At 66.9% G+C, this 24,315-nt stretch carries 15 protein-coding genes (1 of these 15 running past the window's edge); 7 read left to right on the forward strand and 8 right to left on the reverse strand.

Going from position 1 to position 24,315, the window contains the following annotated elements; translation table 11 throughout:
• From NVV90_RS00925 to NVV90_RS00955, 7 genes are all read left to right on the forward strand, one after another.
• Window positions 1–6,556 carry the end of a carbohydrate-binding protein gene (locus NVV90_RS00925; RefSeq protein WP_258439325.1) on the forward strand. 22,727 nt of this gene lie to the left of the window's left edge, so only the last 6,556 of its 29,283 coding nucleotides appear in the window; its start codon lies beyond the left edge, outside the window; it ends in the stop codon at window positions 6,554–6,556.
• Window positions 6,557–6,627: 71 nt separating this feature from the next.
• Window positions 6,628–7,638: a LacI family DNA-binding transcriptional regulator gene (locus tag NVV90_RS00930; RefSeq protein ID WP_258439326.1), complete on the forward strand. Its 1,011-nt coding sequence runs from the start codon at window positions 6,628–6,630 to the stop codon at window positions 7,636–7,638.
• A 134-nt stretch (window positions 7,639–7,772) separates the two neighbouring features.
• The gene (araB, locus tag NVV90_RS00935) at window positions 7,773–9,497 is read left to right on the forward strand and encodes a ribulokinase (protein ID WP_258439327.1); all 1,725 of its coding nucleotides are present in this window, start codon (window positions 7,773–7,775) and stop codon (window positions 9,495–9,497) included.
• Window positions 9,494–10,201 (forward strand): L-ribulose-5-phosphate 4-epimerase, encoded by a 708-nt coding sequence (locus tag NVV90_RS00940; RefSeq protein ID WP_258439328.1) that lies wholly within the window; start codon window positions 9,494–9,496, stop codon window positions 10,199–10,201. Before araB ends, NVV90_RS00940 begins: the two co-directional genes overlap by 4 nt.
• 54 nt (window positions 10,202–10,255) lie before the next feature.
• Window positions 10,256–11,776, forward strand: a complete 1,521-nt coding sequence (gene araA / locus NVV90_RS00945) for an L-arabinose isomerase (RefSeq protein WP_258439329.1) — start codon at window positions 10,256–10,258, stop codon at window positions 11,774–11,776.
• Window positions 11,773–12,669 carry an aldose 1-epimerase family protein gene (locus NVV90_RS00950; RefSeq protein ID WP_258439330.1) on the forward strand — a complete coding sequence of 299 codons (897 nt, stop codon included), beginning with the start codon at window positions 11,773–11,775 and terminating at the stop codon, window positions 12,667–12,669. The genes araA and NVV90_RS00950 overlap by 4 nt, the downstream gene beginning before the upstream one ends.
• Window positions 12,666–13,682, forward strand: coding sequence for a LacI family DNA-binding transcriptional regulator (locus tag NVV90_RS00955; RefSeq protein ID WP_258439331.1), 1,017 nt, complete (start codon window positions 12,666–12,668; stop codon window positions 13,680–13,682). Before NVV90_RS00950 ends, NVV90_RS00955 begins: the two co-directional genes overlap by 4 nt.
• Window positions 13,683–13,882: 200 nt before the next feature.
• Here the strand turns inward: NVV90_RS00955 and mmsB are convergent, their stop codons facing one another.
• The 8 genes from mmsB to NVV90_RS00995 all read right to left on the reverse strand — a co-directional run bounded on the left by mmsB (window position 13,883) and on the right by NVV90_RS00995 (window position 24,303).
• Entirely contained in the window at window positions 13,883–15,184 is a 1,302-nt protein-coding gene (gene mmsB, locus NVV90_RS00960; protein WP_258439332.1) for a multiple monosaccharide ABC transporter permease, read from the reverse strand.
• A gap of 6 nt (window positions 15,185–15,190) precedes the next feature.
• On the reverse strand, window positions 15,191–16,720 hold the full coding sequence (gene mmsA, locus NVV90_RS00965; RefSeq protein WP_258439333.1) for a multiple monosaccharide ABC transporter ATP-binding protein: 1,530 nt from the start codon (window positions 16,718–16,720) through the stop codon (window positions 15,191–15,193).
• Between the two features lie 76 nt (window positions 16,721–16,796).
• Window positions 16,797–17,918, reverse strand: a complete 1,122-nt coding sequence (gene chvE / locus NVV90_RS00970; RefSeq protein ID WP_258439334.1) for a multiple monosaccharide ABC transporter substrate-binding protein — start codon at window positions 17,916–17,918, stop codon at window positions 16,797–16,799.
• A gap of 185 nt (window positions 17,919–18,103) precedes the next feature.
• Window positions 18,104–19,555, reverse strand: coding sequence for a family 43 glycosylhydrolase (locus NVV90_RS00975; protein ID WP_258439335.1), 1,452 nt, complete (start codon window positions 19,553–19,555; stop codon window positions 18,104–18,106).
• 89 nt (window positions 19,556–19,644) lie between these two features.
• Complete coding sequence (yjfF, locus tag NVV90_RS00980) at window positions 19,645–20,661, reverse strand: galactofuranose ABC transporter, permease protein YjfF (RefSeq protein WP_258439336.1); 1,017 nt, start codon at window positions 20,659–20,661, stop codon at window positions 19,645–19,647.
• On the reverse strand, window positions 20,661–21,692 hold the full coding sequence (locus tag NVV90_RS00985) for an ABC transporter permease (protein ID WP_258439337.1): 1,032 nt from the start codon (window positions 21,690–21,692) through the stop codon (window positions 20,661–20,663). Before NVV90_RS00985 ends, yjfF begins: the two co-directional genes overlap by 1 nt.
• The gene (locus NVV90_RS00990) at window positions 21,689–23,215 is read right to left on the reverse strand and encodes a sugar ABC transporter ATP-binding protein (protein WP_258439338.1); all 1,527 of its coding nucleotides are present in this window, start codon (window positions 23,213–23,215) and stop codon (window positions 21,689–21,691) included. The genes NVV90_RS00985 and NVV90_RS00990 overlap by 4 nt, the downstream gene beginning before the upstream one ends.
• A gap of 107 nt (window positions 23,216–23,322) precedes the next feature.
• Window positions 23,323–24,303 carry an ABC transporter substrate-binding protein gene (locus tag NVV90_RS00995; RefSeq protein ID WP_258439339.1) on the reverse strand — a complete coding sequence of 327 codons (981 nt, stop codon included), beginning with the start codon at window positions 24,301–24,303 and terminating at the stop codon, window positions 23,323–23,325.
• Window positions 24,304–24,315: the final 12 nt, after the last annotated feature.

A 24,315-nucleotide genomic window follows, 5' to 3' on the forward strand; every position in this document is an offset into this window, starting at 1 on the left:
CACCGGCACCGTGGTGCTGGCAGCCTCCGCCGGCCAGTTCGGGTCCACGCACCGCCTCAGCCGCCCCGCACCGTTCGACTGGAAGGCCCAGGGCTTCCTGATCGGCCAGCCGGTGACCATCAGCGGACTCGCCGGCACCTGGAAGGTGGTGGGCTTCGGCGACGACGATCCCATGGACACCACGGACAACACCGTGATGTACCTGCTGCAGCTCTCCGGCACCGTCGCAGGTGCCTCCACCGCCCTGCGGACCGTCATCGCGGCGGACGTGCCGGTCACCTTCACCGGCGCCGTCACCACGGTCCCCAATGCCCAGAACGACGGCGGCACGGTCACCCGGGCGGGCGGCAGCTGGATCGCCGACGGCTTCGTGGCAGGCCAGCTGGTCATGATCCAGGGCGTCACGGGAGCCTGGCGGCTCACCGCGGTGAGCGCACTGACGCTGACCCTGGCCCGCGGGGACGCCCTGCCGGCCCTCAGCGGCAGCTACAACGTCTTCGTGCCCGGACCGCACGGCGGCCTGACCACCGTGCACGGCGGCGGCAACTCGTTCATGCAAAACGTCTTCGAGATGGAACGCTCCGCACCGGGCGTTGGCAACGGCGTCGGCGCCCCTGCGGGCACGGGCCTGGTCCTCACCCGCCAGGACGGCCTGCCCTGGGGCCTCACGAGCTACCTGCCCGGCAGCGGCTACTTCGCCCTCGATCCCTACGGACACGGCCCGCAGCACATCCAGCTGGCAGGGGAGTCCTTCACCCGCATGATCCTGGGCTTCGGCAACGCCGCCTGCCCCTTCGAGGATCCGTTCCCGCACTGCGGCGAAGGCTCGGTCATGTACCTCTCCGGCCCGGTCTACGGCGGCCCCACCGCCGTGCTGCCCACCGACGTCCACGTGGCCAAGCCCGTGGCGCTGACCGCCAGCGGCACCATGCAGCTGCACACCGACTACCTGCTCCGCACGGACGGCGGCTCCTTCCTGGCCGACGGCTTCAAGGTGGGCATGCAGGTCCGCATCAGCGGCCTGGCCGGCCCGTTCACCATCAAGGCGCTCACGGCCAGCACCATGACCTTCTGGAACGCGGCACTGCAGCCCACCGTCCACCTCAATGCGGCCGGCGTGGCCATCTGGGATGCGCCGGCCTTCACCGTCACCGGCTACGACGCCACCCGCGACGGCGGCCTGCTCATCGGCGGCGACGTGATCACCGTCTGCAACATCGTCAACCCCATAGACGGCGTCCCCTGCGATCTGAACGCCACGGCCGGCCCCGGCTCGCCCCTGGTGGTCTACGGCGACACCAGCCAGGACGGCGTCTGGTACTCAGGCCGCCCCTACGACGTGCTGGGCATGGAGTTCGGCCCCAAGCCCTTCGACCCCTTCGTCCACATCCCCGATGCGGAGAACGAGGACGACGAGTGGATGCTGGGCCTGGCCAACTGGTACGACTACGCCGGCAACGACGTCATCGACGCCTCCGGCCTCTTCGCCCACCTCACCGCGGCCCAGCTGCCCACGGTCGGCTTCACGGCCTTCGGCGGACTCGGCGACGACCTCATCATCGGCAGCCAGGCGGGCGACCACCTGGCCGGCGGCTCGGGCGACGACGAAATCCGCGGCCTCCGCGGCGTGGACCACATCTACGGTGACTCGGGCGTCAACGTGAACGTCTTCACCCGGGCGCTGGACATCGCCGTCGTCGACCAGAGCCCCCGCCCCTCGGTGACCGGGGCGGGCTTCCTGAACAACGGCACCACCATCCAGCCGTACGCCTCCCCTGTGCGCGACGACCTCCTGATGGCCGGCCGCGACCTGCTCTTCGGCGAGGGCGCCGGCACTGTCGGCTCCGCCCCGGAAAGCGCCTACGACGACATCATCTTCGGCGACCACGGCGCCATCCTGCAGAACGTCGCGGACCCGAACGAACCCGACGCCCGCCTGCAGAAGATCCAGACGACGGCGCTCGCCACCGTCCTGGCCGTGGAGTCCCGGAACCTGCAGCGCGGCGCGGACGACACCATCTTCGGCAACCTCGGCCGCGACCTCATCATCGGCGGCGCCGGGCACGACATGGCCGACGGCGACGAAGCCGACGACCTCGTCCTGGGCGACAACGCCTACCTGCTGCGGACCGACTTCCTCAGCTACCACTTCCAGACCCTCTGCGGCACGCTCCTGTACAGCCGATCGGACCAGGCCAACGCCTGCGTCGGTGCGGTCAACCAGGACAACAGCGGACTCCTCCTGGTGGACGGCACGCCGCGCGCCTACCGCGATCCGGACGGGGCGCCCTGGTGGGCCGAATACGACGTCACCAACCTCTTCCACGACTTCGCCTCGGACCAGGGCAGCAAGTGGGCAGGCAGCAACGGCCACGACTACCTGGCCGGCAGCCAGGGCCACGACGTGATCCTCGGCCAGCTCGGCAACGACGTCATCCAGGGCGACGGCGGCATTGAACTGGCCTTCGCCCGCATGGTGGACGACGCCACCCTCAGCTACCACGTGGGCGCCTCCCGCACCCCGCTGGGCTGCACCGGAACCCCCGGCAACGTGGTCTGCGACTTCACCGGGGTGCTCACGGTCATCGCCTCCTTCGAGGCGGCCAGCGACGGCGAGGACTACCTCGAGGGCAACGCCGGCAACGACGTGGTGTTCGGCGGGCTGGGCCAGGACGACATCGTGGGCGGCAGCAGCGACTTCTTCTCCCTCACCACCCCGGAGCTCCGGCCCGACGGCCTGCCGTTCCCGGCCCTGGCCTACCTGCCGGGCGATGACCGCGGCGCGGACCTCCTGTTCGGCGGCGCCGGCACGCAGATCGCCATCAACAACCAGGTGAGCGGCATCGCAGGAACCCCCGGCCTGGCCGGCGGCATCCTGGCGGACAACACGCTCCCCGCCAACATGCACGCACGCGACGCGGACACCATCGTGGCGGACAACGGCCGGATCATCCGGATCGTGGGCGTCAACCACACGGACATCAACCCGTCCGGGGTGGCCGGCGCGGCCAACTACGTGACCTTCAACTACGACAACTACGGAACTGGCCCTGTTTCGCTGAAACTAGTTGTCCGCGGCGTCCACCTGCTCGACTACACCCCGGGCGGACCGGACTTCGTCCCCGCCAACTTCGGCCAGGGCGCAGGCAGCAGCTGCAACGGTTCGCCCACGCAACCCACCTGCTCGCTGATCCTGGACACCGCCACCGGCACCTGGAAGTACCTGCAGATCGGCGGCCGCGACGAGGTCCACGGCGAATCCGGCGACGACACCGTCCACACCGGGGCCGACCACGACGCCATCTACGGCGATGCGCAGGACGATGACCTGATCGGCGGCTGGGGCAACGACTGGATCTCCGGCGGCACCGGCACGGACGGCATCCTGGGCGACGACGGCAGGATCTTCACCAGCCGCAACACCGGCTGCTCCACCGCCTCCAGCGCCGTGTGCACGCAGCTGAGCGAGCCGCTCTACGGCGTCTACAAGTTCCGCACCGTGGACCCGGATACGCGCACCAGCGAAGGGGATGTGCTCAACGAGTTCATCTACACCCCGGGCCAGGTGCAGACGGCCACCATCAACGTTGCGGGCCAGCTGGCCAAGGCCGTGGACCTCACCCCGTACAACCTGGGCGACAACGTCAACGCCAGCCAGCACCACGTGGCGGACCAGCCCCTGTTTGACGCGAACAACTCGGACGACATCATCTTCGGCGGCTGGGGCGGCGACTTCATCCACGGCGGCGCCGGTGACGACGCCATCTCCGGATCGGAAGCGCTCAGCACCTCCTACGCCCAGCACTTCGACGCCAACGGCAACCCCGTGGGCCTGGAACTGATCGACTTCCTGCACCCCTACAACCCGGGCGATGTGCTGCACTTCGGCGCCGACACGAACGCCTGGCACAGCAACAACCACAACATGGGCCGGCTGGGCGAGTTCCTCCTCTACGACGAATACGATCCCCGCCGGGTGGTCCTGTTCAACACGGACGGCAGCGTCTGGAAGGGCGCCACCCCGCCGTGGACCCGCCAGTTCTTCCTGAACAACGACGCCGCCTCCGGCAACTGGGTGACGGCCTGCATCGCCGTCGACAACCAGGGCAACTGCACCGGAACCATCACCAACCAGCCGTCCGACGGCGACGATGCGATCTTCGGGGACCTCGGCAACGACTGGTCCGTGGGCGGCACCGGCAAGGACACCATCTGGGCCGGCTGGGGCAACGACCTCTCCAACGCCGATGAGCTGCTGACCAGCAACAACGGCCTCAACGACGTCCCGGACGGCGTGAACTCCAGCTACCAGGACCGCGTCTTCGGCGGCGCCGGCCTGGACATCCTGATCGGCAACACCGGCGGCGACCGGCTCATCGACTGGGTGGGCGAGTTCAACAGCTACCTCGTCCCGTTCTCGCCGTTCGGCATCGCCACGGTCAGCCGCCAGGTGGAACCGCAGCTGCCCATGTTCCTGTACGCGCTGTCCCGCAGCCAGGGCGCAGACCCCACCCGCGCCGCGGACACCGGCAACGATCCCGTCCGCAACGGCGAACCCGACGGCGAGCTGGGCCTCATCACCCAGCACGACCACGGCCAGTGGCAGACGCAGACCGGCGGGCCCACGGACCCGCAGGCCGGCAACATCCCGGGCGGACGCCGCGACACCCTGCGCGGTGCGGACTTCAACGACGGCACGCTCCAGGGCTTCGCCACCGACTCCGGCGCGTTCACCGTCCAGGACGGCCTGCTCAAGGTGACGGCCACGGGCTGGGGACAGGACGCCGTCGCGGTCTGGTACTCGGACGCCTACAAGTCGGTCTACTACGAGCTCGCCGCGAAGATCTCCATGGACAAGGCGGTGGGCGGCTGGAAGGCCAACGCGTTCATCGTCTTCGACTACTTCGCCCCGGAGGACTTCAAGTTCGCCGGCGTGGACGATTCGATCAACAAGATGGTGATCGGCCACCGCAACGCCGCCGGCTGGTGGTACGACGCCCAATCGGCGGTGCCCGGCTCGGTGAGCGCCGGCAAGTTCTACAACCTGGACGTGGTGGTGAACGGCCTGGTGGTCACCGTGACCATCGACGGCAAGAACGCCTTCAGCCACCAGTTCCCGGTGCGCTATGTGGACGGCGACGCCGTGGCCCTGAACAAGGGCCTGGTGGGCTTCGGTTCGCAGCAGGCCCGCGGCTGGTTCGACAACATTTCCCTGACGGTCATTTCGCCGGAAATCTCGCTGGACCGCACCGAATTCTTCGACGACGGCGTGGCCGAGGCGTTCACGCCGGTGGCCGGTTCGTGGAACACCGACACCGGCCGCTACGTGGGCAACGCCACCGCCGGAACGGTCGCCCTGGCGGCGGCCCAGTTCGGCAGCCTCGGCATCGACAGCCTCTCCTACGTGGAGGTGGAGGCCACGTTCCGGGCCCTCGGCGTCACCGGCACCATCTTCGACTACTACGCCGCCAACGACTACAAGTTCGTGGTCCTGGACATTCCCGGCCAGCGGATCCTGATCGGCCACGTCAGCCCGCGCAGCGGCCGGGTGGTGGACCAGGCGATCGCCCGGACCATCGCCGCAGGCAGCGAGCAGACGCTCAACCTGGTCCTCAAGGCCACCGTGGTGACCCTGACGCTGAACGGCCAGGTGGTCACCAGCCGGGCCTTCAATTCCTCCGTGGCGGACGGCCGCACCGGCGTCCTCGGCAGCTCTGTTCCGGGCGCCGACGCGGCCGCCTCCTTCGACCGCTTCCGCTTCCGCACCGACGACGATCAGTTCACCCCGCCCGCAGTCATCCAGCGTGAAGTGCGGATCGGCGACGCCACCGTGGCCGAGGGCAACAGCGGCAGCAAGACCGTCACGCTGACCCTGAGCCTCGACCAGTCCCAGGGCACCCCGCTCACGGTGAACTGGAGGACGCTCGCCGGAACCGCAGGATCGGCCAGCGCGACGGCGGGAACGGATTTCCTGGCCGTGGCCTCGGGGACCGTGACCTTCGCGGCCAACAGCACCACGGCCACGCTCACCGTGACCGTCTACGGTGACACGCTCTACGAACAGAACGAGCAGTTCATGGTCCAGCTCCTGGGCGGCCCGGACTTCAACCTCGCCGACGGCTACGGCCTGGTGACCATCACCAACGACGACGCCGCCCCCATAGCCGGGACGAGCGGCGGTGGAAGCGGAGCCGGGGGCGCCGCTTCCACCGCCGCCGCTCCCCCCACCAGCCCGCCGTCCACCACTGCGGAAGCTCTCTCACCCATGGCGGCCCCGGCCCCCGCTGCCGCCCCCGGTTCGGGCCCGCTGACCGTGAACCACCTGCCCGACGGCGGTGTCAGCTTCACGGTCACAGGCGCCAACAACCGGGACTACTACACGGTCCGGGTCACCTGCGGGGATTACTCCACCACCCTCAATGTGGTGATCGGAGCGGACGGCACCGGCACCACCCAGGCCGTCTACCCGCCGTCGGGCAGCTGCACGGCCACGCTGGAAATCCCCAAGCAGATCAACCGCCCCCGCGTCCTGGCCACCATCACGTTAACGGTCTGAGCAACCCAGTTGGGGCCACGCGGGGGCGGGGATAATTCGTGATGGGTGGGATCATCGCGCAGAATGTGCTCATGACGAAAAGCAACGCGAGGCTTCCCCGGCTTGAGGATGTGGCGGAGCGGGCCGGGGTCTCCCACCAGACCGTCTCCCGCGTGATCAACAACCACCCGAACGTCAGCAAGGCCACGCGCGAGCGCGTCGAAGCGGCCATCGCCGAGCTTGGCTACCGGCGCAACACTGCGGCGCGGAGCCTGGTCACCCGCAGGTCGCAGACCATCGGCGTGCTGGGCAGCGAGTTGTCCCAGTATGGTCCCGCCAACACGCTGCTGGGAGTTGAGCAGGCCGCCCGCGACGCCGGTTATTTCGTCAGCATCGCGGCCCTGAAGACGGTGAGCCGGGAAGCGATTTTCGATGCCATAGGGCATTTCATGGACCAGTCCGTGGACGGGATTGTGGTGATCGTGCCGCATTCGGAGACACTCCTCGCCCTGGCTGAACTGCAACCCGGCGTGCCGGTGGTGGCCGTGGGGTCCCTGGGCAGCGGGACGGTCAGCGGAGCCATGGTGGACCAGCGGCGGGGCGCGGAGCTGGCCGTCGCGCACCTGATCGAGCAGGGCCACCGCCGGATCGGGCATGTGGCGGGGCCCCAGGACTGGATCGACGCCGTAGCCCGGGCAGAGGCGTGGAGTGCGGCGCTGCGCTCCGCCGGCCTGGATGACAGCCTGATGGTGGAAGGGGACTGGAGCGCCGGCAGCGGCTACGAGATCGGCCGCCGGCTCGCGGCGGAAAGGTCCGCCACCGCAATCTTCGTGGGCAACGACCAGATGTCCCTGGGCCTGCTGCGCGCCTTCAATGAGGCCGGCGTCCGCGTGCCGGAGGACGTCTCGGTGGTGGGCTTCGACGACCAGCCCGAGTCCGGCTACTTCACCCCGCCGCTCACCACTGTGCGCCAGGACTTCGAGGAGCTGGGCCGGCGTTGCATGGACCTGATGCTGGGCGCCATCGGGAACGGCGGGGACGTGAGCACCACGGTTGTGGAGCCTGAGCTCGTCATCCGCCGGAGCACCGCAGCCCCGGCCTGATCCACGTTCCCGGACCCTTCTTCATGGGTCCGTGCGTTTCCTGCTTCTCCAACGAAGGCACTTGACGCGGCAAGTTGTTAGCGCTCACAATGGTTCCAGGCCGCGAAACGGCGTGCTTATTACTTGGAGGATTCATGGACGTCGCAGCAGACGGCAGCGAAAACTATGTCATTGGGGTGGACTACGGCACCCTGTCCGGCCGGGCCGTGGTGGTCCGGGTCCGGGACGGCAAGGAACTCGGCAGCGGAGTGTTCGATTACCCGCACGCAGTGGTCACTGAAGCCCTCCCCTCGGGCCTTGCCGGCGTTGCCGAGGCGGATGCCGTCCGCCTTCCCGGGGAATGGGCGCTGCAGGTGCCCAATGACTACCGGGACGTCCTCCGCCATGCGGTCCCTGCCGCGATCGCAGACGCCGGGATCGACCCGGCCGCCGTCGTCGGGATTGCCACCGACTTCACTGCCTGCACCATGGTTCCTGTCATTGCGGACGGCACCCCGCTCAACGAGGTGCCGGGCTTCGCCAACCGGCCGCACGCCTATGTGAAGCTGTGGCGCCACCACGCGGCCCAGCCGCAGGCCGACCGCATCAACGAACTCGCCACGGAACGAGGCGAATCCTGGCTGCCGCGCTACGGCGGGCTCATCTCCTCGGAATGGGAATTCGCCAAGGGACTGCAACTGCTGGAAGAGGACCCCGAAGCCTATGCACACATGGACCGCTGGGTGGAAGCCGCCGACTGGATTGTCTGGCAGCTGTGCGGCAACTACGTCCGCAACGCCTGCACCGCCGGGTACAAGGGCATCTACCAGGACGGCCGCTACCCCTCGGAGGAGTTCCTCGCCGCGCTGAATCCGGAGTTCAAGGACTTCGTCAGCAGCAAGCTGGACCACGCCATCGGCCGGCTGGGCGACGCCGCCGGCTACCTCACGGCAGAGGCCGCCGCCTGGACCGGGCTGCCGGAGGGAATCGCCGTCGCGGTTGGCAACGTGGACGCCCACGTCTCGGCGCCCGCAGCCAAGGCCGTGGAACCGGGCCAGCTGGTGGCCATCATGGGCACCTCCACCTGCCACGTCATGAACGGCGACGAACTCCGCGAAGTCCCCGGCATGTGCGGCGTGGTGGACGGCGGCATCGTGGACGGGCTCTGGGGCTACGAGGCCGGGCAGTCCGGCGTGGGCGACATCTTCGGCTGGTTCACCAGGAACGGCGTGCCCCCGGAATACCACCAGGCCGCCGCTGCCGCCGGGCTGGGCATCCACGAATACCTCACCGAGCTCGCCTCCCGCCAGGCCATCGGCCAGCACGGCCTGATCGCGCTCGACTGGCACTCGGGCAACCGCTCGGTGCTGGTGGACCACGAACTCTCCGGCGTGGTGGTGGGCCAGACCCTCGCCACGAAGCCTGAAGACACCTACCGTGCCCTGCTCGAAGCAACCGCCTTCGGCACCCGCACCATCGTGGACGCCTTCCGCGATTCCGGCGTGCCGGTGAAGGAGTTCATCGTGGCCGGCGGCCTCCTGAAGAACAAGCTCCTGATGCAGATCTACGCGGACGTGACCGGCCTCCGGCTCTCCACCATCGGCTCCACCCAGGGACCCGCCCTGGGCTCGGCCATCCACGCAGCGGTCGCGGCCGGAAAGTTCGCCGACATCCGGGAAGCCGCGGCAGCGATGGGCGCCGCCCCCGGTGAGGTGTACACGCCCATCCCGGAAAACGTCGCAGCCTACGAGGAACTGTTCCAGGAATACCGCACCCTGCATGACTACTTCGGCCGCGGGGCCAACGAGGTCATGCACCGGCTGAAGGCCATCCAGCGGAACAGCGTCCGTCCCCTTGTTGCCGCCGGGGCCCTGGCATGAGCACGCTGCTGGAAACTATCGCCCGGATCCGCGCCGAGGTCTGCGGACTGCACGCCGAGCTGACGCGCTACGAACTGGTGGTCTGGACTGCCGGGAACGTCTCCGCCCGCGTCCCCGGCCATGACCTCATGGTCATCAAGCCCTCGGGCGTCTCCTATGCGGACCTGACGCCGGAGTCCATGGTGGTCACGGACCTGTACGGGGTGCCTGTCAGTGGTACCAACATCGGAAGCGGCGGCACGGTGGAGTGGGGCAACCCGGGGCTGTCGCCGTCGTCGGACACCGCCGCCCATGCGTACGTGTACCGGAACATGCCCGACGTCGGGGGAGTGGTCCACACGCACTCCACCTATGCCACGGCCTGGGCTGCGCGGGGCGAGCCGATCCCGTGCGTGCTCACCATGATGGGCGACGAGTTCGGCGGCACCATCCCGGTGGGCCCCTTCGCACTGATCGGCGACGACTCGATCGGGCAGGGCATCGTGGAGACACTGAAGAACTCCAGTTCGCCCGCGGTCCTCATGCAGAACCACGGCCCCTTCACCATCGGCAAGGACGCGAAGTCGGCGGTCAAGGCCGCCGTGATGTGCGAGGAAGTCGCACGCACCGTCCATATTTCGCGCCAGCTGGGCGAGCCGCTGCCCATTGACCAGGCCAAGATCGCATCCCTCTACGAGCGGTACCAGAACGTCTACGGGCGCTGACGCCCCGAACAACCCTCCCGGCCCACGAACCCCCAAACTTTTCAGGAGCACACCATGCCCAACGCCAACAACACCTCCCTGCAGCAGTACGAGGTCTGGTTCCTCACCGGCAGCCAGCACCTCTACGGCGAGGACGTCCTCAAGCAGGTGGCGGCGCAGTCGCAGGAGATCGCCGCCGTCCTCAACGCTGCCTCGGATGTGCCGGTCAAGCTCGTCTGGAAGCCCGTGCTGACGGACTCGGACGCCATCCGCCGCACCGCGCTGGAGGCCAACTCGGACGATGCCGTGATCGGCGTGACCGCCTGGATGCACACGTTCAGCCCCGCGAAGATGTGGATCCAGGGCCTGGACCTGCTGCGCAAGCCGCTGCTGCACCTGCACACCCAGGCCAACCGGGACCTGCCGTGGGCGGACATCGATTTCGACTTCATGAACCTCAACCAGGCAGCCCACGGCGACCGCGAGTTCGGGTACATCCAGTCGCGTCTCGGCGTGCCGCGGAAGACCGTCGTCGGGCATGTCAGCAACCCCGAGGTCGCCCGCCAGGTGGGCGCCTGGCAGCGCGCCGCCGCCGGCTGGGCCGCCGTCCGCACCCTCAAACTGACCCGCTTCGGCGACAACATGCGCAACGTGGCCGTCACCGAAGGCGACAAGACCGAAGCCGAGCTGCGCTTCGGCGTCTCGGTCAACACCTGGTCCGTGAACGAGCTCGCCGACGCCGTGCACGGCGCCGCGGAGTCCGACGTCGACGCCCTGGTGGCAGAGTACGAGCGCCTTTACGAGGTGGTTCCTGAGCTGCAAAAGGGCGGTGCCCGCCACGAGTCGCTGCGCTACAGCGCCCGCATCGAACTGGGCCTGCGTAGCTTCCTTGAAGCGAACGGTTCGGCCGCGTTCACCACATCGTTCGAGGACCTGGGCGAGCTGCGCCAGCTCCCGGGCATGGCCGTCCAGCGGCTCATGGCCGACGGCTACGGCTTCGGCGCCGAGGGCGACTGGAAGACCGCCATCCTGGTCCGCGCGGCCAAGGTCATGGGCGCCGGCCTGCCCGGCGGCGCCTCCCTCATGGAGGACTACACCTACCACCTGGAGCCCGGCTCGGAGAAGATCCTGGGCGCCCACATGCTCGAGGTCTGCCCGTCCCTGACCGCGAAGAAGCCTCGCGTGGAGGTCCACCCGCTGGGCATCGGCGGCAAGGAAGACCCCGTCCGCATGGTCTTCGACACCGACGCCGGACCCGGCGTGGTCGTGGCGCTCTCAGACATGCGCGACCGCTTCCGCCTGGTCGCGAATGCCGTGGACGTGGTGGACCTCGACCAGCCGCTGCCCAACCTCCCCGTCGCCCGGGCCCTCTGGTCACCCAAGCCCGACTTCGCCACCTCGGCCGCCGCGTGGCTCACCGCCGGCGCCGCCCACCACACGGTATTGTCCACGCAGGTGGGCCTGGACGTGTTCGAGGACTTCGCCGAAATCGCCAAGACAGAACTCCTCACCATCGACGAAGGCACCACCATCAAACAGTTCAAGAAGGAACTCAACTGGAACGCCGCCTACTACAAGCTGGCCGGCGGCCTGTGAGCACAGAATTCACGCTGAGCGCGGGCGGTTACACCGCCGTTGTCACCGCCCGCGCCGCCGCCCTGCGTGTCCTTCAGTTCGAGGGCCGCGACCTGGTGGTTCCCTTCGCCGCTGGCGGGCCCATCCCCGACTACCGGGGCATCATCGCCGCACCCTGGCCCAACCGGATCGCGGACGGCGCCTACCGTTTCGACGGCGAGATGCACCATCTCCCGGTCAACGAGCCGGAGCGCGGCACATCGCTGCACGGGCTCGCTTTCCCGCTGGACTGGTCGCCCAAGGAGCACGACGCCGCTTCGCTCACCTTGACGTGCGCGGTGGGCCCTTCTGCGGGCTACCCCTTTGAGCTGGAGCTGCGGGCGCATTACGTCCTGGACGACGCCGGGCTGCACTGCTCCGTCACGGCGGAGAACACCGGTGCCGCTACAGCCCCCTACGGCGTCTGCCCGCACCCCTACCTGGTGGCCGGCCTCTCTCCGCTGGACGAGTGGGTCCTTGAGCTCCCCGCCGCTTCCTTCCTGGAGGTCACCCCGGACAGGCTCCTGCCGCTGGGCACGGTGCCGGTGGACGGCCACGCCTTCGACTTCCGGGCGCCCCGGGCGATCGGCGCTACCGAAATCGACCACGCCTTCACGGACCTGGCGTTCGACGACGGGCTGGCGCGCCTGTCGCTGCGCGACCCGGCGGGCACCGGCGTCGGGATGTCCTGGGACCGGAACTGCCCCTGGCTGCAGATCCACACGGCCGACAAGCAGCCGCCCGTCCCCGGCAGACTGGGCCTGGCCGTGGAGCCCATGACATGCCCGCCAGATGCCTTCAACAGCGGCAGGGACCTGGTCCGCCTGGAGCCCGGTGCCACGCACCGGGCGGCCTGGAGCATCTTCGCCGCGTGAGCAAACACACCGCGCCACGTCCTCCCGTCATGGAAGACGTGGCGCGCCTTGCCGGGGTATCCCACCAGACCGTTTCCCGGGTGCTGAACATGCATCCGAACGTCAGCGCCCAGACCCGCCAACGCGTGGAACTGGCCATCGCCGAGCTGGGGTACCGGCGCAACACCGCCGCCCGCAGCCTTGTCACCCGGCGCTCCCAGACCATCGGAGTGCTGGGCGCCGGCATGGCCCACTACGGCCCCGCCAACACTTTGCTGGGCATCCAGCAGGCAGCCCGCGACGAAGGCTATTCCGTCAGTATGGCCAGCCTGAGCCAGGTGACTCCGGCCGGCATCCACGACGCCCTGGAGCGCTTCCTGCTGCAGTCCGTGGACGGGATCGTGGTGATCGTCCCGCACGAGGCCATGGCGACGGCGTTGCGGACCATCGACGTGTCCGTTCCGTTGGTTGCCGTGGGAATCGGGGCGGATGACCGCCTGACAGTCGCAGCCGTGGACCAGCGCGCCGGCGCCGTCCTCGCTGTGCAGCATCTGCTGGACCTCGGCCACACCTCCATTGCCCACGTTTCCGGGACGCTCGACTGGCTTGACGCAGCCGCCCGGGCCGAAGGCTGGCGCCACACTCTGGAGGGGGCCGGGCTGCAGGACGCCGTCCTGATCCGGGGAGACTGGAGCGCCGAAAGCGGCTACCGGGCCGGACTGGAACTGGCAGCCACGGGCCATGTCACCGCCCTGTTCGCGGCGAACGACCAGATGGCACTCGGAGCATTGCGCGCGTTCAGCGAGCTGGGCCTGCGCGTCCCGGAGGACATCAGCGTGGTGGGTTTTGACGACCAGGCCGAGGCCGGGTATTTCGTCCCGCCACTGACCACTGTGAACCAGGGGTTCACCGAACTCGGCACACGCTGCATCCGGATGCTCCTGAGCGACATGGCCCACGGCCGCTCGGGCGCGGCCTCGGTCCTCAACCCACAGCTCATGGTCCGGGATTCGACGGCGCCGCCTCGGCGCTGACTGACGTCCGCTGACTGACGTCCGCTGACTGACGTCCGCTGACTGACGTCCGCTGACTGACGTCCCGCTGCCCGACGGCGGACGGCAGGCAGAACGTCCCGGCGTCGGGCACTTTTCCTTAACAGCAGAGTCCCTCCCACAGTTCTGAACTGCGGGAGGGACTCTGTCGTTAGGGGCTGGCCCGGTTAAGGTTCCGGCGTTCAGGTGCCCGGAGAGCCTGCCCTTACGTGTTCAGCGGACTCAGCCTGAGCCGGGGCCGGTGCGGGCGCCTGGTCCTTGGCCCGTGGTGAGGACTTGAAGCTGAAGAGCTTGGCGAAGACGGATTCGCCGCCGCTGCGGTTCTTGTTGAAGATGTCGAAGGCCACGGCGAGCAGGAGCACCAGGCCCTTGATCAGCTGCTGGTAGTCGGTTCCGAGGCCCAGGATGGACATGCCGTTGTTCAGGACGCCCATGATGAGGCCGCCGATCATGGCACCGGCCACCGTGCCGATGCCGCCCTGGACGGCGGCCCCGCCAATGAAGGCGGCGGCGATGGAATCGAGTTCGAAGCCGGTGCCGCCGGCCGGCTGGGCGGAATTGAGCCGGGCGGCGAAGATCAGGCCGGCCAGCGCAGCGAGGACGCCCATGTTGACGAACAGGCGGAAGGTCACCGCCTTGGTCTTGATCCCGGAGAGCTCGGCGGCGTGGAGGTTCCCGCCGATGGCGTACGTGTGCCGGCCGAAGACGCTGTTGTTCATCAGGGCGGAGTACCCGATGACCAGGGCTGCGAGGACGATCAGCACGATCGGGGTGCCGCGGTAGCTGGCCAGGAGGAAGGTGATGGCGAGCATCAGCAGGGCAATGAACGCGGTCTTCGTGGCGAACCAGGCCAGGGGCTCGTTTTCCAGCTTGAACTTGCTGCGGACGCGGCGTTCCTTGATGGCCTGGAACAGCAGGGCCGCGGTGCCGCCGACGCCAAGGATGACGGTGAGCCACTCGAGCACCGAGGTGCCGCCCGCGATGTCCGGGAGGAAGCCCCCGCCGAGCGCGCGGAGCTCCTCCGGGAACGGGGTGATCTGCTGGTTCTTGAGGGTGATCAGGGTCAGGCCGCGGAAGATGAGCATGCCGGCGAGGGTGACGATGAACGCCGGGATGCCGACGTACGCGATCCAGTACCCCTGCCAGGCGCCCACCAGGGCACCCACCAGGAGGCACGCCGGAATGGCGGCCCACCAGGGCCAGCCCCAGTGCACGATCATCACGCCGGCCACGGCACCGACGAATCCTGCGATGGAGCCCACGGACAGGTCGATGTGGCCTGCGATGATCACCATGACCATGCCGATGGCCAGGATGAGGATGTAGCTGTTTTGGACCACCAGGTTGGTGACGTTCTGCGGCTGGAGCAGGATTCCGTCCGTCAGGATCTGGAACAGCAGCACGATCAGGATCAGGGCGACGAAGATGCCGACCTGGCGGAGGCGGCTTGCCAGGAAGCCTAGAGATTCTCGTAAGGCGGACATGGTTCGTTATTCCTTCTCTTGGGTCATGTAGTGCATGAGGGATTCCTGGGAGGCCTCGGCGATGGGGAGTTCACCCGTGACGTGGCCGGCGGACAGGGTGTAGATCCGGTCGCAAATGCCCAGGAGCTCGGGGAGCTCCGAGGAGATGACGATGACGGCTTTTCCCTGGGCGGCGAGCCCGGCGATGATCGTGTAGATCTCGTACTTGGCCCCGACGTCGATGCCGCGCGTGGGTTCGTCAAGGATCAGCACATCGGGGTCCGAAAACATCCATTTGCTGAGGACCACTTTTTGCTGGTTGCCGCCGGAGAGTTTTCCGGTGATGGCGCCCACCGACGGTGCCTTGATGTTCATGCTGGTCCGGTAGCCGTTGGCCACCGTGGCCTCCCGGTTCTTGTCCACCCAGCCGCGCTTGGCGAGCTTGGGGAGGGCCGCCATGGAAATGTTGCGTTGGATGTCCTCGATGAGGTTCAGGCCGTAGTGTTTGCGGTCCTCGGTGGCATAGGCGATGCCGTGGCGGATGGCGTCCGGGACAGTGGAGGTGTTGATTTCTTTGCCGTGCTTGAACACTTTCCCGGACACGGCCCGGCCGTAGCTGCGGCCGAAGACGCTCATGGCCAATTCCGTGCGGCCGGCCCCCATGAGGCCGGCGAGTCCCACCACTTCGCCCTTGCGGACGCTCAGGCTGGCGTTGTGCACCACCGTGCGGCTGTGGTCCTGCGGATGCTGGACCGTCCAGTCCTCTATCCGGAGGACTTCCTGGCCGATCTGCGGATCACGCTCGGGGTAGAGGCTGTCCAGGTCCCGGCCGACCATGCCGCGGATGATCCGTTCCTGGGTGATCTGGCCCTGGTCCACGCGCAGGGTCTCGATGGACTTGCCGTCCCGGATGATGGTGACGGCGTCGGCCACCTTGCGGATTTCGTTGAGTTTGTGGCTGATGATGATGCTGGTGACGCCCTGCCCCTTCAGGTGCAGGATGAGATCCAGGAGGTGGCCGGAATCCTCGTCGTTCAGGGCCGCGGTGGGCTCGTCCAGGATCAGCAGCTTCACCTGCTTGGACAGCGCCTTGGCAATTTCGACGAGCTGCTGCTTGCCCACGCTGATGTGCTGGATGGGGGTGGCGGGGTTTTCGCTCAGGCCTACCCGGGCCAGCAGCTTGCTGGCTTCCAGATTGGTCTTCCGCCAGTCCACCCAACCGCGCGAGGCCAGTTCGTTTCCCAGGAAGATGTTCTCCGCGATGGACAGGTACGGGCTCAGGGCCAGTTCCTGGTGGATGATGACGATCCCACGCTTTTCGCTGTCGCTGATGGACCCGAAGCCGCATGGTTCATTCTCGAAGAGGATTTCCCCATCGAAAGTGTTGTGCGCGTAGACGCCGGAGAGCACCTTCATCAGGGTGGATTTGCCTGCCCCGTTTTCGCCGCAGATCGCGTGGACTTCGCCGCGGTTCACGTCCAGGGTGACGTCCTGGAGGGCTTTGACGCCGGGGAAGGTCTTGGTGATTCCCCGCATCTGGAGGATGGGTACGTTCATGGTCAATTCCCATTGATTGGTTCGATAGGCAGGGGCCCTGCGATTGCAGGGCCCCTGTGTGCTCAAGCCGCCGCTGCTACTTGATATCGGCGTCCGTGTAGTAACCGGAGTCGATGAGTTCCTGCTTGTAGTTGCCCTTCGTGATGATGACGGACTTCAGCAGGTAGGCCGGGACCACCTTGACCTTGTTGTTGTAGGTCTTGGAGTCATTGACTTCCGGCTGAGTGCCCTTGAGCACGGCGTCCACCATCTTCACGGCCTGCTCGCCAAGCTTGCGCGTGTCCTTGAAGATGGTTGAGTACTGCTCGCCGCCCACGATCGACTTCACGGAACCCTTTTCGGCGTCCTGGCCGGTGATCACCGGAAGGCTGCCCTTGGAGTAGCCGCCGGTGCTGGTGAGCGCGGAGATGATGCCGATCGACAGTCCGTCATAGGGCGACAGCACGCCGTCGAGCTTCTTGCCCGGGCCGTAGGCCGCGGTGAGGATGTCTTCCATCCTCTTCTGTGCGGTTGCCGCCTGCCAGCGCAGGATGGCGGCCTGCTCGAACTTCGTCTGTCCGCTGGGTACCTTGAGGGTTCCGGCGTCCAGGTACGGCTTCAGGGTGTCCATGGCGCCGGTCCAGAAGAAGTTCGCGTTATTGTCATCCGGGCTGCCCGCGAACAGCTCCACATTGAACGGGCCCTTGCCCTCGATCTTCTTGCCGGAAGCATCCACCAAGCCCAGACCGGTCAGCAGCGAGGTCGCCTGCTGGACGCCCACCTGGTAGTTGTCGAAGGTGGTGTAGTAGTCCACGTCCGGGGTGCCGTTGATCAACCGGTCGTAGGCGATGACCTTGACGTTCTGTTCCTTGGCCTTCGCCAGGACGCTCGTCAGCGTGGTGCCGTCGATCGCGGCGATGATCAGGGACTTGGCGCCCTTGGTCAGCATGTTCTCGATCTGCGAGACCTGGGTGGGAATGTCATCGTTGGCATACTGGAGGTCGGTCTTGTAGCCGAGCTTGGCCAGGGAATCCGAGACGTTCTTGCCGTCCGCGATCCACCGCTCGGAGGTCTGTGTGGGCATGGAGATGCCCACCAGCGCACCGGCGGTGTCCGTGCTGGTGTTCGCGGCGGCGCCGGTCCGGCTGCCGCAGCCGGTGGCCCCTACTGTAACGGCCAGGACGACGGCGACGGCGCCCAGGAGTTTCTTGATTCTCACGTTGCTTCTCCTTTCGTGGCCTGTGGGCCACGAATCGGTGCTTGAGCGGAAAGCCAGATGCTTTCCGCCGGGGACTCCGGCAGCGCCAACATCTCTGTTAGCGCTAACAACCACGGAAATAGTATCCCTGGACGGCCTGTGAATCAAATCACATTTTGATCAAGGCCGCCATTTTGCATGCTGGATTACGGGCGCAGGAAGAACGTGGCTGCCGGCTTGTCCTGCTTGCCCACCTTGCCCAGTGCGAGAACGCCCTGTTGGAGGAGCAGGTAGGAGCCCGGGTAGTCGAGCGATTCAAAGGAGGCGCCAGCGGCGTCCGAAAGGCCGCTCCGTAGCACGAAGCCCGACGACGAGCCTTCCGTGGATGAGATGGTGACCGCTGGGCCCTGCACTCGGAGGTAGCGCCCCTTGGTCAGCACCGGTTCGATGATGACCGAGTTTTTCCTGCCGTAGCCGGGGGCCAGGCGGAACTGCGAGGCTCCCGTTGAGGGGGAGGCGGCGGCAGCGATGGCCGTGCCGTCGTGGGCCAGGAAGGTGCCCGGGGCGGAGGCAGGTTCAAGGCGGACCGGCAGCTCGCCGTCGCCCACCGGAACACCGAAATCGGGCGTGCCGTCCGCGTTCCAGTACAAGCGCTGGACGCGTGCGTGCCGGTTGTGGTCGTAGAGCGGGTCGCCGGTGATGTTGTGGTAGGACCGGGCGTGGTAGACGAGCATGTCGTTGCCCGCCTCATCGGTGGTGAAGGAGTTATGCCCGGGACCGTATTGCTTTGAGCCCTCCGAGGTGACGAAGACGGGGGTGGGCGTCTTGGTCCAGGACGCTGCGTTGAGCAGATCGGCGTTTGCATCCGCCGTCAGCAGGCCCATGCAGTAGTTGGCGTCCGTGGCGCTGGCGGAGAAGGTGACAAAGATGCGGCCGTTCCGCTTGATCACGGCCGGTCCCTCGTTCACCTTGTATCCGCGGGTCTCCCAGTTCATGGTCGGAACGGCAATGCGGACCGGGGCGCTGGAAAGGGTGGACGGTGAGGACATGGAGGCGATGAAGAGGCTCGAGTTCACGCCAGTATCGCTCTGCGCCCAGAGCAGGTAGCGCGTGCCCGCGTGCTCGAAGGTGGTGGCATCCAGCGAGAATGTGTCGGCATGGGTGAGCACCCGGACCGGGGGTTCCCAGACGGCCGTGGTGGGGTCGGCGGCGTCCGTGGAAATGACGTAGATCCGCACGCGGAACACATCGTTGCTGTCGCCGGCCGCGAAGTAGATGTGCCATTTCCCGTCGAAGTGGTGCAGTTCCGGGGCCCAGATGTGGCCGCCCATGGTTCCGGTGGCAGGCCGCGTCCACACCACCGTTTCCTGGGAGCTGCCCAGCCCGGCGATGGTGGGCGAAGAACGGATGATGATGCGGTTGTACTCGGGCACGGAGCCGGTGAAGTAGTACCTGCCGTCCGTGTGCTTCATCAGCCAGGGGTCCGCCCGCTGTGGAACAACCGGGTTGATCAGGGGAGCGGCGTCGGCGGCGGCGGCGGAGGGGGCGGCAAGCATGGCGGCGCCTCCGGCTCCCGCGAGGGCAAGCGCGGCGGCTGCGGCGGTCCCGGAACCGAGGAACATCCGGCGGGACAGGTGGTGGCTGACGGGATCATTCATGCTGAAGGGGTCCTTTCGTCGTGCGGAAAACAATTCGGAAAACATCTGCGGAGAACGTGCAGAGAATCAGTGCGGAAAAGAGCGGTGGGTCAGTGCGCCTTCCTGGCAAAGAGCCGTTGCAGCAGGATGAAGACGAGGAGCAGGCCGCCGATGACGATCTTCGTCCACCAGGAACTGAGGGTGCCGTCGTAGGCGATGAACGTCTGGACGATCCCGAGCACCAGCACGCCCACCACCGAGCCGAGGACATAGCCGGTTCCGCCGGTCAGCAGGGTGCCCCCGATGACCACCGCGGCGATCGCATCCAGTTCCATGCCCTGGGCGGCGAGGCTGTAGCCGGAGAGGCTGTAGAAGGAGAACAGGATGCCGGCGATCGCGGAGCACAGGCCGCTCAGGACGTAGACCAGGACCTTGGTGCCCTTTACCGGCAGGCCCATGAGTATGGCGGAGTGTTCGTTGCCGCCGATCGCGTAGACGGTCCGGCCAAAGCGCGTGTGGTGCAGGACGAAGAAGGCCACGGCCACCACCCCGAGGGCCAGGAGCACGCCCGGTGAGACGAAGAGGTCCCCGGGCAGGGGGATCTGGGCCTGCGCCATGCCGGTGAAGAACCCTTCGGTGACGGGGATCGAGTCCAGGCTGATGACGTAGCACAGGCCGCGGGCGAGGAACATGCCGGCCAGCGTGACGATGAAGGGCTGGATGTCGAAATACTGGATGATCAGCCCCATCAGCAGCCCCATCCCGCCGCCAATGAGCAGCACCAGGGCAATGACGGCCCCGGCGTTCCAGCCCTGCTGCAGCAGCGTGGCGCCCACCATCATGGACAGCGCGACGACGGCCCCCACCGAAAGATCGATGCCACCGGTGAGGATCACGAACGTCATGCCGACGGCGAGAACGATCAGGAAGGTGTTGTCGATGAAGAGGTTCAGGAAAACCTGGCCGGAGAGGAAGCTGGGGTACATTCCGGATCCCACGGCGAACATTGCGATGAACAGGCCCACGGTGGCAAGCGTCGGCGCATAGCGGGCGCCGCCACGCAGGCGGCTGCGGGCCGGTGTCGGGCTCTTGGCGGTGAGGGGCGTAAGCGTGGAGAGGAGGGACATCACAGTGCGACCTTTTCCTTTGCGGCGGGCTTGGGTGCTGCCTTGAGGCTGCCGAGCAGCTTCCGGGCCTTCGGCGCCTGGAGCAGGCAAACCGTGATCACAACGAGGGCCTTGAAGACCAGGGTCACTTCAGGCGGGATCCCGAGGGTGTAGACGGTGGTGGTCAGAGTCTGGATGATGAAGGCCCCGACGACGGTGCCCACCAGCGTGTAGCGCCCGCCTGCAAGCGAGGTTCCGCCGATGACCACCGCCAGGATGGCGTCCATTTCGATGTAGAGGCCCGCGTTGTTGGCATCGGCGGCCGTGACGTTGGAACTGATCATGAGGCCCGCGACGGCGGCGCAGACCGCGCTGAAGATGTAGGCAACCCAGATGATGTTCCGCGAGCGGAGCCCGGCGAGGCGGCTTGCGACGGGATTGATGCCGACGGCCTCGATCAGGGTTCCCAGTGCGGTACGCCGGGTCAGGATGGCCGCCAGGATGAACACGGCTGCCGTGATCAGGATGGAAATCGGAAGGGTGAACAGGTACCCGGCGCCGATGGACTTGTAGTGGTCGTTGGACACGGAAACGATCTGGCCGCCGGTGATGAGCTGGGCGATGCCGCGGCCTGCCGTCATGAGCACCAGGGTGGCAATGATGGGCTGTACGCCGATAGTGGAGACCAGGAAACCGTTCCAGACTCCAAGGGTGAGGCCGGCGATCACGGCGATGAGGACCGCCATGGCTGCCGTCACCGGGGAGGCGGGCTCGGGTGAGCCGGCGATGTAGGCGCACGATGCCGCGCCGGCGATCGCCACCACTGCGCCCACGGAAAGGTCGATACCCCGGGTCGCGATGACCAGGGTCATCCCGAGCGCAATGAGGATCGTGGGGGCGCCGTTGCGCATGATGTCGATGACGCTGCCGTAGAGATGGCCGTCCTGCATCCTGAGGCTGAGGAAGTCGGGCCGGAAGACCTGGTTCACCAGCAGCAACGCTGCGAGGGCGATGACCGGCCAGTCGAGGCGGTGCTTGAGAATCGATTTCACTGGGTGCCTCCGGCGATGACCGTCATGACGTCTTCCACAGAGACGTCGTCGTTGTGGATTTCGGCGACCATGAGCCTGTCCTTGATGACCGCCACGCGGTCGCTCAGGCGCAGTACTTCCTCCAGTTCGGAGGAGATGAAGAGGATGGACATGCCTTCGCCTGCAAGCTTGTTGACGAGCTTCTGGATCTGGGTCTTGGCTCCGATGTCGATGCCTCGGGTGGGTTCGTCGAGGATCAGCAGCTCGGGCGAGGTGACCAGCCAGCGGGCCAGGAGGACCTTCTGCTGGTTTCCGCCGCTCAGGTTGCGGATCAGCGCATCGGGGTTGGCCGGCCGGATGTCCAGGGCCTCGATGTATTCGGCCACCAGCTCATCCTGGACGCGGCGGGGGATACGGCGCGCCCAGCCTAGGCTCGCCTGCATTGCGAGCACCAGGTTGTCCCGCACGGTCAGGTCTCCTATGAGCCCTTCCTCCTTGCGGTCTTCCGAGCAGAACCCGATGCGATTGTCGATGGCGGCACGTGGGGAACGGATCTTTTGGCGCGCGCCCTTGATTCTGATGGCGCCCTCGTCGGCCCTGTCGGCGCCGAAAACGAGCCGGGCAATCTCGGTCCGGCCGGCACCGAGTAGTCCGGCCAGGCCCACTACCTCACCGGGGTGGATGGACAGATTAACGTTTGCCACCGATCCCTTCCGGCCGAGGCCCTCGGCCTCGAAGAATGGTGTCACCCCGGCGCCGGTGCCTGCACGCGTGCGGGCGGGGGCCTGGTCCAGCTCGGCCAGGGCCTCCATTTCCTTGCCGATCATCTTGGAGATGAGGCCCATCCGGGAAAGATCCCGGGTGCGGTATTCGCCCACGAGTTTTCCGTTTCGGAGCACCGTCATGCGGTCGGAGATCTCGTAGACCTGTTCCAGGAAGTGGGAGACGAACAGGATGGCAACCCCGCGGTCCCGGAGGTCCCTGATGACGCGGAACAGCTGCTTGACTTCGTCGGCATCCAGGCTGGACGTCGGCTCGTCCAGGATGAGGACCTTGGCGTTGATCTCCACCGAGCGGGCGATGGCGATCAGCTGCTGGACGGCGATGGAGTGGGTGGACAGGAGGGATCCGGGATCAACGTGGTCCAAGTGCAGTTCGGCCAGGACCTCGCGGGTCCGGGACCGCACGCCCTTCCAGTCAATGGAGCCGCGGCGGCGCGGCTCGCGGCCGAGCAGCACGTTTTCTTCAACACTGAGGTTCGGGCAGAGGTTGACTTCCTGGTAGACGGTGCTGATGCCGGCCGCCTGTGACTCTCCTGGTGTCGAGAACCGCTTCGGCTCGCCGAGGACCTTGATGGTGCCGGAGTCAATGTTGTACACGCCGGTCAGGGCCTTGATCAGTGTGGACTTGCCCGCACCGTTCTCGCCCATCAGGGCGTGGACTTCACCTTGAAAGAGGCGGAAGTCCACGCCGTCGAGCGCTTTGACCCCCGGGAATCCAATGGCTATGCCGGTCATTTCGACGACCGGAACGATTTCGTTCATCCTCGTGTCTTTTCTGTTCTAGGTCTGCCGTGCCGCGGGTGGCCGGGCTTTGGTGTGCCGTGCGGCGGCGGTATCCGCCGCCGCACGGACGTTCAGGGAGCCGCGGCTTAGTACTGGCGGCTGGCCAGGGCCTGCTTGGCCTGCTCCGGAGTGAAGGTGGCCTCCTCGGTGACCACGCGCTCGGGCACGGTTTCACCGGCGAGTACCTTCTTGGCGAGCTCCATGAGCTGGTCGCCGAGCATCGGGCTGCACTCGACGATGAAGTTGATCTTGCCGGTGCTCAGTGCGGTCATGCCGTCCTTCACGGCGTCAATCGTGATGATCTTGATGTCCTTGCCCGGAACCTTGCCGGCAGCTTCGATCGCTTCGATGGCGCCCAGGCCCTCGTCGTCGTTGTGGGCGAACACAACATCGATGTCGGCGTTGTTCTTGAGGAACGCCTCCATGACCTGCTTGCCGCCGCTGCGCGTGAAATCGCCGCTCTGCGAAGCCACGATCTTCAGCTTCGGGTTTGCCTTGATGGCTTCCTCGAATCCTGCCTTGCGGTCATTGGCCGGCGCGGAGCCGGTGGTGCCTTGGATCTCGACGATGTTGACGGTGTCGCTCGCGGACTTGGAGTCCTCCACCAGCCAGGCGCCGGCCTTCTTGCCCTCCTCCACGAAATCGGAACCGAGGAAGGTCTTGTAGAGGGACTTGTCCGGCGAGTCCACGGCCCGGTCCGTCAGGATGACCGGAATGTTGGCGTTCTTGGCTTCCTTCAGCACCGTGTCCCAGCCTGATTCCACCACCGGCGAGAAGGCGATGACATCGACCTTCTGCTGGATGTAGGAGCGGATCGCCTTGATCTGGTTTTCCTGCTTCTGCTGGGCGTCGGAGAACTTCAGATCGACGCCGGCCTTCTTGGCCGAGTCCTGCACGGACTTGGTGTTGGCGGTCCGCCAGCCGCTTTCGGCGCCCACCTGGGCGAAGCCCATGGTGATCTTGTCGCCGGAGTTGCCGGCAGCGGTGCCGGCGCCGGCGGTTCCACCGCAGGCAGTGAGGGCAAGCATTGATGCGGCGGCCACCGCAAGCAGGGATTTCTTAAACAAAACAACCTCCCG

Origin of the sequence: Arthrobacter sp. CJ23, assembly GCF_024741795.1 — a bacterium.
Lineage (GTDB): Bacteria > Actinomycetota > Actinomycetes > Actinomycetales > Micrococcaceae > Arthrobacter.

Excerpts from the sequence above, each read along its gene's own strand:
- NVV90_RS00975 (WP_258439335.1), bottom strand. The coding sequence starts at position 19,555 with ATGAATGATCCCGTCAGCCACCACCTGTCCCGCCGGATGTTCCTCGGT.
- NVV90_RS00930 (WP_258439326.1), top strand. The coding sequence starts at position 6,628 with ATGACGAAAAGCAACGCGAGGCTTCCCCGGCTTGAGGATGTGGCGGAG.
- araA (WP_258439329.1), top strand. The coding sequence starts at position 10,256 with ATGCCCAACGCCAACAACACCTCCCTGCAGCAGTACGAGGTCTGGTTC.
- NVV90_RS00990 (WP_258439338.1), bottom strand. The coding sequence starts at position 23,215 with ATGAACGAAATCGTTCCGGTCGTCGAAATGACCGGCATAGCCATTGGA.
- yjfF (WP_258439336.1), bottom strand. The coding sequence starts at position 20,661 with ATGTCCCTCCTCTCCACGCTTACGCCCCTCACCGCCAAGAGCCCGACA.
- NVV90_RS00940 (WP_258439328.1), top strand. The coding sequence starts at position 9,494 with ATGAGCACGCTGCTGGAAACTATCGCCCGGATCCGCGCCGAGGTCTGC.
- mmsB (WP_258439332.1), bottom strand. The coding sequence starts at position 15,184 with ATGTCCGCCTTACGAGAATCTCTAGGCTTCCTGGCAAGCCGCCTCCGC.
- mmsA (WP_258439333.1), bottom strand. The coding sequence starts at position 16,720 with ATGAACGTACCCATCCTCCAGATGCGGGGAATCACCAAGACCTTCCCC.
- araB (WP_258439327.1), top strand. The coding sequence starts at position 7,773 with ATGGACGTCGCAGCAGACGGCAGCGAAAACTATGTCATTGGGGTGGAC.